Annotated in this window: 15 protein-coding genes, 1 tRNA gene and 1 riboswitch; of the genes, 7 read left to right on the forward strand and 9 right to left on the reverse strand. The window is 45.2% G+C overall.

What is annotated here, in order from left to right:
* The first annotated feature begins 2 nt into the window (after positions 1-2).
* The 3 genes from MHB54_RS12480 to MHB54_RS12490 all read left to right on the forward strand — a co-directional run bounded on the left by MHB54_RS12480 (position 3) and on the right by MHB54_RS12490 (position 2,560).
* A complete protein-coding gene (locus MHB54_RS12480; RefSeq protein ID WP_028542598.1) occupies positions 3-830 on the forward strand; it encodes a hypothetical protein in 828 nt (275 codons plus the stop codon).
* Between the two features lie 276 nt (positions 831-1,106).
* A riboswitch (cyclic di-AMP (ydaO/yuaA leader) is annotated at positions 1,107-1,244 on the forward strand.
* 5 nt (positions 1,245-1,249) lie between these two features.
* The gene (locus MHB54_RS12485; RefSeq protein ID WP_025723776.1) at positions 1,250-1,750 is read left to right on the forward strand and encodes a C40 family peptidase; all 501 of its coding nucleotides are present in this window, start codon (positions 1,250-1,252) and stop codon (positions 1,748-1,750) included.
* Between the two features lie 303 nt (positions 1,751-2,053).
* Positions 2,054-2,560 (forward strand): GNAT family N-acetyltransferase, encoded by a 507-nt coding sequence (locus MHB54_RS12490; protein WP_028542599.1) that lies wholly within the window; start codon positions 2,054-2,056, stop codon positions 2,558-2,560.
* A 78-nt stretch (positions 2,561-2,638) separates the two neighbouring features.
* Here the strand turns inward: MHB54_RS12490 and MHB54_RS12495 are convergent, their stop codons facing one another.
* On the reverse strand, positions 2,639-2,938 hold the full coding sequence (locus MHB54_RS12495) for a 4a-hydroxytetrahydrobiopterin dehydratase (RefSeq protein ID WP_007428083.1): 300 nt from the start codon (positions 2,936-2,938) through the stop codon (positions 2,639-2,641).
* Between the two features lie 117 nt (positions 2,939-3,055).
* Positions 3,056-3,349, reverse strand: coding sequence for a hypothetical protein (locus MHB54_RS12500; RefSeq protein ID WP_028542600.1), 294 nt, complete (start codon positions 3,347-3,349; stop codon positions 3,056-3,058).
* Between the two features lie 187 nt (positions 3,350-3,536).
* Here MHB54_RS12500 and motA point away from each other — a divergent pair, with 187 nt between their 5' ends.
* Both motA and motB read left to right on the forward strand, forming a co-directional pair.
* Positions 3,537-4,331, forward strand: a complete 795-nt coding sequence (motA, locus tag MHB54_RS12505) for a flagellar motor stator protein MotA (RefSeq protein ID WP_028542601.1) — start codon at positions 3,537-3,539, stop codon at positions 4,329-4,331.
* Positions 4,324-5,151, forward strand: coding sequence for a flagellar motor protein MotB (motB, locus tag MHB54_RS12510; protein WP_025723781.1), 828 nt, complete (start codon positions 4,324-4,326; stop codon positions 5,149-5,151). Before motA ends, motB begins: the two co-directional genes overlap by 8 nt.
* Before the next feature lie 135 nt (positions 5,152-5,286).
* On the opposite strand, the gene rluF is transcribed toward motB, so the two are convergent.
* Positions 5,287-5,988, reverse strand: a complete 702-nt coding sequence (rluF, locus tag MHB54_RS12515) for a 23S rRNA pseudouridine(2604) synthase RluF (protein ID WP_028542602.1) — start codon at positions 5,986-5,988, stop codon at positions 5,287-5,289.
* A gap of 51 nt (positions 5,989-6,039) precedes the next feature.
* A complete protein-coding gene (locus tag MHB54_RS12520) occupies positions 6,040-8,316 on the reverse strand; it encodes a PAS domain S-box protein (protein ID WP_028542603.1) in 2,277 nt (758 codons plus the stop codon).
* 328 nt (positions 8,317-8,644) lie between these two features.
* On the opposite strand from MHB54_RS12520, the gene tadA reads away from it, so the two are divergent.
* Both tadA and MHB54_RS12530 read left to right on the forward strand, forming a co-directional pair.
* Positions 8,645-9,145 (forward strand): tRNA adenosine(34) deaminase TadA, encoded by a 501-nt coding sequence (gene tadA / locus MHB54_RS12525; RefSeq protein WP_028542604.1) that lies wholly within the window; start codon positions 8,645-8,647, stop codon positions 9,143-9,145.
* A 60-nt stretch (positions 9,146-9,205) separates the two neighbouring features.
* Positions 9,206-9,772 carry a GNAT family N-acetyltransferase gene (locus tag MHB54_RS12530; protein ID WP_053324342.1) on the forward strand — a complete coding sequence of 189 codons (567 nt, stop codon included), beginning with the start codon at positions 9,206-9,208 and terminating at the stop codon, positions 9,770-9,772.
* Positions 9,773-9,887: 115 nt separating this feature from the next.
* Here MHB54_RS12530 and MHB54_RS12535 read toward each other — a convergent pair whose 3' ends face one another.
* The 5 genes from MHB54_RS12535 to MHB54_RS12555 all read right to left on the reverse strand — a co-directional run bounded on the left by MHB54_RS12535 (position 9,888) and on the right by MHB54_RS12555 (position 12,163).
* Positions 9,888-10,964 (reverse strand): hypothetical protein, encoded by a 1,077-nt coding sequence (locus tag MHB54_RS12535; RefSeq protein ID WP_264454310.1) that lies wholly within the window; start codon positions 10,962-10,964, stop codon positions 9,888-9,890.
* 198 nt (positions 10,965-11,162) lie between these two features.
* Entirely contained in the window at positions 11,163-11,318 is a 156-nt protein-coding gene (locus MHB54_RS12540; protein ID WP_025720032.1) for a small acid-soluble spore protein P, read from the reverse strand.
* Positions 11,319-11,389: 71 nt separating this feature from the next.
* Positions 11,390-11,560, reverse strand: a complete 171-nt coding sequence (locus MHB54_RS12545; RefSeq protein ID WP_007428073.1) for a hypothetical protein — start codon at positions 11,558-11,560, stop codon at positions 11,390-11,392.
* 28 nt (positions 11,561-11,588) lie between these two features.
* Positions 11,589-11,930 (reverse strand): hypothetical protein, encoded by a 342-nt coding sequence (locus MHB54_RS12550; protein ID WP_013308177.1) that lies wholly within the window; start codon positions 11,928-11,930, stop codon positions 11,589-11,591.
* A gap of 144 nt (positions 11,931-12,074) precedes the next feature.
* Positions 12,075-12,163: transfer RNA gene (locus MHB54_RS12555), tRNA-Ser, on the reverse strand.
* Positions 12,164-12,227 lie beyond the last annotated feature (64 nt).

Genomic DNA, 12,227 nt, shown 5'->3' on the forward strand with positions numbered 1-12,227 from the left:
AGATGCGGACTGTTATAAAAGAGGGCTGGGCGCTGGTGCGCATACGATTCTATATCGTTATCATTTTATTTCTGTATCGACTACTGTGGGGGGTGTTTCTCTATCGGCTGGTGCAGTCTGCCGTTATCCCGCTACTGCTCCGTTATCCTGATCAGGGTCAAAACGAGCTGGGACAGACCTTGTTTTGGATGGAGAGCCAGATTGCTCTGATGGACAGCCGGGAAGTACATGTGTATTTGTGGATACTACTAGGGGCGACTGTACTACGCATACTGATCACTCCCTTCATTAGAGCCGGAATATATCAAAGCCTGCATACCGATGCGACTGAACCGCAAAGCCTGTCCTTTTTCAAGGGTATGAAACGCCATGGCATGTCGTCGCTGTTGTATTACATCATCGAGTTGGGACTGCTGCTGCTTCCCGCCATTTGGGTAGTACCGAGACTCTACCCTATTGTAGCAGGAGCACTTCAATCTTCCTCTTATCTGCTGCATTTGTTGCCCTATGTCATGGGATGGATGGCATACGGATGGTTCATTCGGCAGTGCATCCTGTATATGCAACTGGGGACTGTCGGTGGTCACGCCATACTATCGTCCCTGCTCGCCTTCTTTCGCCAGCTCCTTCCAGCTGTCGGTATATCTCTTTTGCTTGGTGCTTGTGTGCTGCTGGTCTTCGGTCTATTTGGCACCGTGGCGATGATTTGGACTGGCATGCTGGCGCTCATTCTCCAGCAATCGTATCATTTTGTTACTAGTCTGGTCAGGCTGTGGCATATCAGTTCGCAGTACAGACTATGGCATACCGATATCTCCAGTAGAAGTTAAGCCCTGCCTTTATGTTTTTTACTTCATTTCCGTCTGTCGAAAAATCTTGATTCATATCCGCGCAAACGACACATAACTGAATACTGTTAACAACATCTGTTCCTTGGACATTAGGAGCAGATTTTTTTTGTAACTTTTTGCAATGAAACATTTGCCAAAGCCAGCCGTCTTTGTTACAATAATCGCAGTGAACTGATAGTAACAACTTTGTAATCTTTATTGTAACCTTTATCTCAAAAATAACGTTATTGTGAATACTGCTCTCCAAGGTGCACATCTTAAGTTAAGCCTAATTCCTGGCACCTAGGAAGCGGGGGAACCAGTTTGGGTGAATTGATCTCGCAACAGAGTGGTCATAGGGGAACCTTCTACCGAATCCTTAAGCTAACCTCGCAGGCATTGGAAGGGGTATATTTTTTTTGAAGAAGAAGCTAACGATCGCAGCTATGGGTCTTGCCATTGCCTTTACATCTTTTACATTCGGTGGCGGCAGTGCATATGCAGACTCTAAGATGGACCAGGTCATTCAAGATGCCAAAGGAACGAGCTACAGAAGCGGAGGCACTACACTCGAGGGATTCGATTGCTCCGGCTTCACAATGTATGTATTCAACAAACTGGGAATTAAACTTCCGCATCAATCCGGATCACAATTCAAAATGGGATCTTCTGTATCCCGCGACGAAATGAGACCTGGAGACCTGGTGTTCTTCAACACCACAGGAAGAGGCATTTCCCATGTAGGTATCTTCGTAGGTGAAGGGAAATTTGCCCACTCCTCGACTTCACGTGGTGTAGTAGTTAGCTCACTGAACGAAAATTATTACGCTAACCGCTATGTCGGTGCAAAAAGAATTATGAGCACAGACGCTTACCATTCTGTAGCTTCAGAAATTCCTGATGACGACAACGTAGAATAACTAACGCACAGCAAGCTAACCCTAGCCGCAATTTGATTCTGGCCGGAATCGAATTGCGGTTTTTTATGTCCACAACATCAGCAATTATTATCATTACTGACGAACTGAAGCCTCAAAAGGTTTCAATTTTAGCGAACATCGTCGGTTTTACCGTCAGCGCTGGGGGAGCATATGAGCAGTAAATCCTTCTTATTGAATGTATACCCGACTTGAGTATGAAATAAACACGCTTGCCATTCCCCTGCAACTTGTCTACAATCTGTTGTTAATGATTGAAGTACCTGTAAAAGGAGGATGGAACACATGCCGGCCTCAATATCCAACTATCGGATCGTACCGATGGACGAGCATCAAGCGGCTGCAATCTGTGAGTGGCGCTATGATCCACCTTATAATATATACGGTTGGCTCCCCTGGGAACAAATGAAGGCGCTTGAAGTCGAATTTGGAAGTCCCACGCTTCGCCAAGAGCAATATGTTGCCGTACTGGATGAAGAGAATAAGCTGACGGGATTTGCTCAATATTTTCCTATGATCGGTGTGACCCGGCTAGGTCTTGGAATGCATCCTGAAAGATGCGGACATGGCAAAGGCGCTGATTTTGTCCGTGCCATTGCAGAGGAAGCACAACGACGCAACCCGAAGAATGAAATTGATCTAGAGGTACTCACTTGGAATGGGCGCGCTATCCGGGCTTACAAGGCGGCTGGATTTGAGCTTACAGATACCTATGAACGCCAGACTCCCGATGGCAAAAAACCGTTTTTTTGTATGGTATATCGTCCCGAACACCAAACCCAGGTTCTATGATAAAAGCGCCTTCGGCATACAACCGCGATGTTGTATAGCGAAGGCGCTTTTATCATCATACGACAGATCATTACAAGCTCAATGACTGCTGCGCATTTTTTCAAAAGCTTCATTATATTGTTGGGCTTCCTTAATATCCACGGCCATAATACCGCCGTCGTCCCAAGAGGTCAAACGCAGAGTCACGGTCTTGTAATCAATCGTAATAAATGGATGATGATTGAATGCTTCAGATATAGCGGCAACTTCATCCACGAATGCAATCCCTTTCATAAAACTGGAAAAATTATATTTCCGAACGATCCAACGTCCTTCCTCCAGTTCCCAGCCCTCCAGTTTCTCCAGATGTGCTTCAATCTCTTCTTGTGTAAAAGGCATGTTACGAACTCCTCCCCGTTTATACGGAAGCCTTTCGACCGCTTAAATACGGCCAAAACTACGATATATTGGTGTACATATTACCACGGCCCCGTTGATAAATCCATAAGACGGACCTCAAATCAAAGGGACTGACGTCAGCTCCTCGTCTCCAATGAGTACATAGATACGATGCTGCTCCGGCTCATAGATCACAACGCCACTGCCTACAGTGATTATGGGCTCTGTACCCAGTGCATAAAATAAGTCTTCTGCCAAAGCTTCATTGACTTCCTGGCGTCCCGCCGGGTCCAGCCTGTCCCAATCTTCTGCTTCCATCTCAAAAAATTCATAGCTGTCTGGGATGCGTCCCACAGCCTCTGTCAAATCGTTCAAAATTTGTTCATACTCACGCCCATGCTTTACTCCCATGCCATTTCCTCCAATGGTTCCGCCATTCAATACATAATCACCTTATTATACCGGAAATTCGCACTTAACAAAAAAGAGAGTTTTGTCGATAAATACTATAATCCGTCTTGTAATGACGCGCTTGGGGCAAGGACGACCCCGGCGGCATGAAAGGATTCAAAATCTATTCTCATGGATGAGGTGTATCATGCAAATTTCAACCATTATCGGACTTGTGCTCGGGATTATGTCACTGGTCGTCGGGATGATCTTAAAAGGCGCTCCGGTCGTCAATCTGGTCAATAATCCCGCTGCTTACATGATTATTTTCGTCGGAACGGCAGCGAGTATATTTATGGCCTTCCCGATGGCAGAAATCAAACGGATTCCGAAGCTGTTCAAGGTTATTTTCACCGAACAAAAACTGTTAGACCGCAAAGAGCTCATCGGTACGTTTACCGAGTGGGCATCCATTACCCGTCGTGAAGGTCTGCTCGCCTTGGAATCTAAGGTAGAGGAAATCGACGATCCCTTTATGCGTGGCGGCATGCGAATGATTATTGACGGAAATGATCAGGAATTCGTACGGGACGTTCTGATGGAGGATATCAATGCTACCGAGGACCGACATCGCTCTGGCGCGCTGATCTTCTCTCAAGCTGGTATGTACGCTCCAACGCTCGGGGTACTCGGTGCGGTTGTAGGTCTGATCGCCGCTCTGGCCGACCTTAGTGACATGGAAAAGCTTTCTCATGCCATTGCAGCAGCCTTCATTGCGACGTTGCTCGGTATTTTTACAGGTTATGTCCTGTGGCATCCGATGTCCAACAAGCTCAAACGGTTATCCAAAAAAGAAGTAGAGCTTAAATTAATGATGGTCGAAGGTCTGCTTTCCATTCAATCGGGGATATCGACGATTGCCATCAGTCAGAAACTGACGATCTTCCTGACTCCGACCGAACGGGCTACGTTGACCCAGAAGGATGGCGATTCCAGTGAGTAAAAAGAGACATGAACCGCATGAAGAGCATGCTGACGAAAGCTGGCTGTTGCCATATTCCGACTTAATGACCCTTCTGTTGGCTCTTTTCATTGTCTTATTCGGTATGAGCTCGCTCGACGCCAAAAAATTTGAAACTATGGCTCAATCCCTGAGTGCAGCTTTTAGTGGCGGCACTGGCGTGCTGGATCACTCGGCCGCGAATCCGTCGTCACAATCCATGGATATGGGCAAAAATAAAGAACAAGTATCACAACCCTTAAAATCGAAGGCTACTTCTACCTCTGAACTGCAAAAACAGTTGGCCCAGCGGGAAGAAGAAGATTTAAAAAAACTTAAAAAACAAATGGATCAATACATTCAAAATAACGGCCTGACCCCGTTGCTGAATACCAAGCTGAACCAATCACAGCTGATGATCACCATTAGTGATAATGCCTTGTTTTCATCCGGGCAGGCCGAAGTAAAGCCGGAAGCAAGAAAGCTGGCCAAGTCTATTTCTAGTATGCTTCAGCAGTTCCCTGGCTATGATGTTATCGTATCGGGTCACACGGATAATGTACCGATCTCCAACAGCCAGTTCCCGTCCAACTTTGATTTGAGCGCCAAGCGCTCTCTGAATTTCTTGCGTATCTTGTTGCTCAATCCAGATCTCGATCCAACCAAGTTTGTATCCATCGGTTATGGCGAGTATCGTCCATTGGCAAGCAATCAAGATGGTCAAGGACGCTCCAAAAACCGTCGTGTTGAAATATCTGTTCTCCGCAAATATCAGAACGGGACACAAGTCATCAGTCCTACCTCAAGCTCGAGTGAAGGTTGATTATGCATATGTTATATGAACAAAGGCACCGCCGCATTTTTATGCAGCTGGTGCCTCTTTGTTTATGCTTCCTGTACTCTGGCCTTATCTGATAAGAGGATCATACGCTGTAGGCTATACAAAGCCCCTCTGGCATTAGCTAAGCGTATAATCGAGCATCTGGCCAAGCTCCTGCTTCTCAGCCTCTGTCAGATCACGCCAGGCACCTTTCTGAAGGGACCCCAACCGAATATTCATGATTCGCAGCCGTTGCAGTTTTTTTACTTCATAACCGAAGGCAGCACACATACGCCGGATCTGACGATTTTTCCCTTCAGTCAGGATAATACGGAATACATACTCAGATACACGCGTCACCTCACAAGGTAGCGTCCGCTGACCGAGTATTTTCACACCACTGGACATGCCCTGCACAAAAGATGGTATGACAGGGCGATCCACTGTTACGATATATTCTTTCTCATGCTTGCCTTCTGCCCGTAAAATCTTATTCACAATGTCTCCATCATTGGTAAGTAAAATGAGACCTTCCGAATCCTTATCCAGGCGTCCAATCGGGAATATCCGCTGCGGGTGCCCCACAAAATCAACAACATTGCCTCTAATGTGGCTCTCCGTTGTACTTGTAATGCCCACCGGCTTGTTCAATGCAATATAGACGTGATCGGACTTCTCGCGCAGCGGCTTGCCGTTCACGCGAACATCATCGCCTTCCTCCGCTTGACTACCCAGCACGGCCACTTCGCCGTTAATCGTCACGCTGCCGCTCTCTACCAGCTTGTCCGCCTCCCGGCGCGAGCAAAAACCGGTTTCGCTGATAAACTTGTTAATGCGCAACCTGTGTACCCTCCATTTCTACTAACACACTTCCTCCTGCGCCCCTGCCCGTTACTCCGGCTTGGCAATCGGAAGCTGCACCAGGGCTGTCGTTCCCTCTCCCTCTGTGCTTTCAATATCCAGTGTGCCTTTATGACTCTGTATAATACGCTGGCTGACCATAAGTCCTAGTCCTGTCCCTGTTTCTTTGTTTGTGAAAAAAGGTTCTCCTAGCTTGGACAGCATTTCTGCAGGAATACCCGTTCCCTGGTCCCGTATGAAGATTTTAACGCTTTCTCCCTCCAAGAACAAATGAATCGTGATGATACCACCTTTACTCATAGCCTCCATGCTATTTTTAAGTAAATTAATGAATACCTGTTTTAACTGATTTTCTTCGGCGTATACCAGGGCAGGCTCGTCCGTGACCTGAAGATTGAATACAATGCCCAGCAGATGCGCCTGACTATCTAGTAAAGAAATCACATCGCTCACAATATAGCGAACATCTTTTTTCTGAAAATGCACCGCCTGTGGCTTCGCCAGAATTAAAAACTCGCTTACGATCAAATTAATGCGATCCAGCTCAGACATCATAATATCGTTGTGTTTCATATTCAACACTTGATTTTGCTGCTGTAGTTGGAGAAAGCCACGTAGCGTGGTTAGCGGATTACGAATCTCATGCGCTACACCTGCCGCTAGTTGTCCGACGGTTGTCAGTTTCTCTGATCTGCGCAACAGCTCCTCCATCCGGTTGCGACCCGTGATATCACGCGACACGCAGATAAACCCCAAAATCTGGCCTTCTTCATCCAGAATAGGAGACGTGCTCATACTAATCTCTACCGTACTTCCATCCTTACGCATTCTAAGGGACTCACTTGATACGATGCTCTCTCCCTGAAGCAGACTCTTCTTCTGAAATTCATACTCCTCCTGTTGCTGCGGAGGTACAAACTCCAGCTTACGACCAACCAACTCTTTCTTGGTCCAGCCGTACAAAGCTTCGAAGGCATGATTGACCCGAACGACACGATCCTCTTCATCAGTCACATGAATCGCATCTGCTGTCTGATTAATAACCGATTCCAGATGCTCCTTTACAGAACGGTTCTCTTCATACATTTGTTCGAGTCTTCTCGTATACACCCCCAAATTGTAGGCCATCGCATTGATGCGCTCACCCAACTGTGCAAGCTCATGACCACCCTTGATTTCTAGCCGTGTATCAAAATGACCATCAGCCATCTCGTTCACTTTGCCCAGAATCGACTGAATTGGACGGACAAACAGACTGGCAAGCACATAGCTTCCAATGATCACAACCTCTAAAAGGACAATTGAAATGGCAATTAAACTAATCAATTGCTTGGAAATAACAGAAGTGATCGTATCATAATTCATAACAATACGGATAACATAGGCATCACGGTTAGCCGGATAAAAAGGTATGTAACTGACGAGAACCCGTTCGCCTTTAATATAGCAGTCTTGTACAATACTCTCCCCCGAGATGATAGCCCTGGACACGGCCAAACGATCCTCCTGCACTCTCGTTAGTTGATACGTGCCGAATTGGATCGGTTTGTTGTACATGTAATAGTATTTCCAGTCGTTCCCGTTCTTGTCCATCGTAGCGCCACCAAAGGTTGCAGGGTTAATTCCTGTAATCTCCATGATGCGATAATCCACTTGTTGGGTTTGCTTTACGATCTCATCGGGACTCAGGATGGTTATGAAATTTTGTACTGAAGTATCCTGAAAGGAAATTCGAATTAAGTAGTTACGTTTTTGGTCATAATAAAATCCCCATTTATTAATATGTGAGGAGTCTGAACCCGTGTAGTCAAATGATCCGGTCCAAAAATGATCCAGTTTCTGACCTTGCGCCATTGCAGCCTGTCCATGCTCATATAATTGGTCAACTGCATTTTTCCAATGCCCGGTCAATGGATCGGATGGCGTTACTTCTTTAGGATCGGAGGATTTGACAACCTTATACCCCTGCCCGTCTCGAATCATCAAAGAAATATTAATATCCCTGTGGAGTGTGGCTATCTGTTGAAGCTGTTCCTGCTGAATATTTCGGATGTCAGGATCGAGCTGATTGGCAGCCAACGTGGCAGAAAGCCACAGATTATATCCGAGCTGTTTGTCAACGGCCTCCCAGCTATGTTGGGTTTGTTCGATAGCTCCTCCGATAATTTTAGCGGTCAGAACCATTTTAGTTTCACTGTCACTTCTTAGATTTTCGTGGGTCGTGTAATAATTGAGTGCGATGTTTAACAACAGGATAAACAAGACGGACCCCGACAAAATGATCGTTATTCTGATTTTTATCGACACACTGATTTCTCACCTCTTGCCGTATGCTGGCGATTACTGGCAATTGCTAACTCAATGATACCGTAATAGCGCCTCTGATACCAGCATTTACATTTACCGGATATACATAAATACACACCTTGTGTACAGTATTGTCAATAGACGGGCGTTTGCCTACAATATAAGAAGATAATCATCCACAGGTAGTCCACAAATACACAGATTTTATTATAAACTGTGGATAAACCTGTGGACAAGTGCCTTGTTATCCACAATTTTATTCACATCATGTTAACAACGGAATATTTGTTCGTTGGATAATTCCGCGTTTGAAAGGAGCATTTTCCCAGTGACCACTATGGATCACGCCTATTGGATGAAAGAAGCCATTCAGGAAGCGTATAAGGCAGAAACGTTAGGTGAAGTCCCCATCGGAGCTGTCATCGTAAAAGATAATGAAATCATCGGCCGCGGTTACAATTTGCGCGAGACGGATGCTGACCCAACCGCACATGCAGAGATGGTTGCCATTCGTCAGGCCAGTGAGCACTTAGGCGCTTGGCGCCTGCTGGATTGTAGGCTGTATGTCACTCTGGAGCCGTGTCCAATGTGCGCCGGAGCCATTGTTCAATCACGGGTTCCCCATTTGATATACGGAACTACAGATCCCAAGGCAGGCTGCGCAGGCACGCTGATGAATTTATTACAGGAGCCTCGGTTCAATCATTGCACAGAGGTAACCAGTGGTGTACTTCAGGAGGAATGTGCCTCGTTGCTAACGAGCTTTTTTCGGCATCTCCGGCAAAAAAGAGCGGCCGCCAAATTGTCTCCTCCCCTATCTTCATCCTGAGGGGGAAAATTCCAAAACACTTCATCTCATTGCTAATTCCCCATGGAAGGAGATCACCTCATGCCTATGAGCTTGTATAATACGCCTCAAGGTATCTTTTTACGGCCATTTAGCTTGGCGGATAGCGAAGCCCTTCTCGCCCTTAGGCACCGAAATAGGGATTCCCATGCGCCTTATGAGCCGCTTTACGAGGATTCATTTTTCACATTAGAGAAACAGCAGGATTACATCCGTCAGAAATTGCGGCAAGCCGAAGAGGATCGAGGTTACGTGTTCGGTATCTTTCTCTTAAAGGAAGAACGGCTCATCGGTTATATCTCTATTTCCAATCTAGTACGTGGAGTTGGACAATTCGCTGATATCGGCTACATGATGGATCATCATGAACAGGGTAAAGGGCATATGACCGCTGCCTTAAAGTTGATCATACAATATGCCTTTCGTGCCTTATCTCTACATCGTCTCCAAGCGGGTACCCTTTTGCATAATGATCCCTCACAACGTGTATTAAAAAAATGCGGCTTCCAGCCAGAAGGCATTGCTCGCAAGCTTATACAGATTCAGGGTGCATGGCAGGATCACCAGATGTTTGGACTTTTGGCTGAGGATGACGTGTGGCAGAGCTAAATGACTGCACAGGGACAACATTAACAGTAAACAAAAAACCGCCCGGCTTATGCCGAGCGGTTTTCTTACATCATATACGAAAAAAATGATGTTTTGCAATCATGTCATCCCATAATTAAGGAGCAACAGTTTGCATTTTTTGTTGCAGTTGTTCCATAGTCAGGACTTGATCACCTGTTGGAATACCCACTTTAAATGCTGCTTTAGCATTGATTTTGCTGTATTGCGTGTAGCCTGTTACGGACAATTTTACATTGTCTTTTGTAGCCGGATCATTCATCTCTACATTCGCATTCAGGTCTTGATACACAGGAATGTCATCCTTGTTCAAAGCTGTGTTAATATCAAACTGTTTCACTGTCAAGTAGTTTTTCAACTCATCCAGCTTTTTGCTAACTTCGCTGGTGTTGGATTGCAGTTCTTTCTTCGCTTCAGCCAGCTCTTCCTTCTTCACTTGAAGCATGCCAGCATATTCATCTTTAGACATCACATCAAGGACTTTAGGAAGCGCCTTAGTGATAAATGTATTGGTCGCTTGCTTCACATTGTCGTTCGTTATTTTGAACTGAACTACTTGTTTAGCTTCAACGCCTTGTGGCAATTTAGCGTCTTTAGGATCAATATCAAAGAAGTACGTAGCTTGATCATACTCGTTCATAATAGCAGCAATCACTTCATTCGCAAATTTCTGCGATTTTTCCTGATCCATGGCTGCAGGGTTAAATTCTTGTCCTGATTGTTTAGCCAGTTCTTGTGGATCAATGATCAGGAATTTACCTACAACATCCTGTGGAAGCGGGTAAAATGGAATATTAGGAATTTTAACGTACAGTTTATCTTTAGTCATTACCATTGGAATCGTGAAGCTGGTGGAAAGATCACCCTTCAAATGAATACCGAGCGTCATTTCAGATTGGAAAGGTTCTTTTTGGTATACACCATCCAACGTAATATCAGCATTTTTCAGCATGCTAGTTACCATTGCACTTTGCTCACTTGGAACAGAAGCGGATGTAATGGTCAGTTCCTTAATCGTGAATTGACTTTTGGATTCATAAGAATTCAATTTCATTGCATTAGCTGTACCGGTCGTAACAGCTTCCTTCGGTTCTAACTTCTTGCTACAACCTACCAGGGCTACCGTCATAAGCAACACCATAGTGAGTACCAAGACGGATAACTTTTTACTCATTGTGTAGATTCTCTCCTCTCGTATTTAACCCCTTTATTTATGCTAACAAAAAAATACACACCCTCTATTTTAACTCATATTCTCAAACGGCGAAACACTTATTGGAAAATTTTCTTACAATAAGCACAAAGACACCCTGGCTCTCTAACCAGGGTGTCTTACACTATGCAATATATTTTAGGAGAAAGGTCTGCCTGCTTATGAGCCTTCTCTATTATGGTGATCCACGTGATTCCGCTGTTTCACCTTCTTGGAACCGGATAACGGCTCCTGCTGATGACTACGCTCACGCTTTTCGTTACTTCCACCAGAATCCTGTGCTTCGGGAACAGGAATGGCTTTAGGCTTGCTCATTTATGCATCCTCCATTCTCAGTCTATATTTTTGGTACATCAACGAATCCGTTTATTACCATTAAAATAGGACTATAGATGGTGTAGATCTTCCGTTTTATCGTGATTTAGTGAATCCTGATGACGGCGATCATTACGATCCTGCTGCACTTGCTGTGCCTGATGACTATTAACTGGACGTTGCTCCAAATCATCAACAATGTTAGACAGGTTTTTATCCAGTCCGTTTTTGGCTTTTGTCATGTAGCCTTCCTCCTCATTCCTTCATGACCTACGAATGCGTCAACGACTGTAATGTTTGGGCACATTGGTGAATATGCCGAGTATAATCGGACACTAACTGCTGAATGATATCTGTTCGTTCATCCACAGACTGTCCGTCCCGCTCTACATCGACTAAGCTAACCTGTACTTCCCGGGAGTCTACATAAGTACATGCAAAATCAAAGGAGTACATTTGTCGGCCTTCAACCTCGATGTGGATTCGTATAGCCCGGTTATTGGCTTCATCTGCCTGTACCTGTGATTTGTCCCCTGAATTCAAAAGAATCGGCAGTTGTTCCTGCCAGGCCTCTACCAGCTTTTGCTGGTCTACTGTCATTTCTCGATTCATGCCAGCACCTCCACATCTGATAACGTGTGAAAAAAACGAGCTTTTTATACAACAAAAAAGCCATTCTCCACAATTCCTGATCATTAGCTTATAAAGGCCACTGTATCAGCTATCGTATTTGAATGACTTGGTTTATTTAAAATATGGCGGAGAGGATGGGATTCGAACCCATGTGAGCTTGCACTCTAACGGTTTTCAAGACCGCCCCGTTATGACCGCTTCGGTACCTCTCCAGGTGGTAAATGGATAAAGCTGCTTCCCTTTTAACATACTCAGGCGCAACAAAATTATTTTACC

The sequence above is a fragment of the Paenibacillus sp. FSL M7-0802 genome (assembly GCF_038004945.1).
GTDB lineage: Bacteria > Bacillota > Bacilli > Paenibacillales > Paenibacillaceae > Paenibacillus > Paenibacillus polymyxa_B.

Bases quoted from the DNA above. Each gene is read 5' to 3' on its own strand.
- MHB54_RS12480 (WP_028542598.1), top strand. From the start codon at position 3: ATGCGGACTGTTATAAAAGAGGGCTGGGCGCTGGTGCGCATACGATTC.
- MHB54_RS12490 (WP_028542599.1), top strand. From the start codon at position 2,054: ATGCCGGCCTCAATATCCAACTATCGGATCGTACCGATGGACGAGCAT.
- MHB54_RS12495 (WP_007428083.1), bottom strand. From the start codon at position 2,938: ATGCCTTTTACACAAGAAGAGATTGAAGCACATCTGGAGAAACTGGAG.
- MHB54_RS12500 (WP_028542600.1), bottom strand. From the start codon at position 3,349: ATGGGAGTAAAGCATGGGCGTGAGTATGAACAAATTTTGAACGATTTG.
- motA (WP_028542601.1), top strand. From the start codon at position 3,537: ATGCAAATTTCAACCATTATCGGACTTGTGCTCGGGATTATGTCACTG.
- MHB54_RS12530 (WP_053324342.1), top strand. From the start codon at position 9,206: ATGCCTATGAGCTTGTATAATACGCCTCAAGGTATCTTTTTACGGCCA.
- MHB54_RS12535 (WP_264454310.1), bottom strand. From the start codon at position 10,964: ATGAGTAAAAAGTTATCCGTCTTGGTACTCACTATGGTGTTGCTTATG.
- MHB54_RS12540 (WP_025720032.1), bottom strand. From the start codon at position 11,318: ATGAGCAAGCCTAAAGCCATTCCTGTTCCCGAAGCACAGGATTCTGGT.
- MHB54_RS12545 (WP_007428073.1), bottom strand. From the start codon at position 11,560: ATGACAAAAGCCAAAAACGGACTGGATAAAAACCTGTCTAACATTGTT.
- MHB54_RS12550 (WP_013308177.1), bottom strand. From the start codon at position 11,930: ATGAATCGAGAAATGACAGTAGACCAGCAAAAGCTGGTAGAGGCCTGG.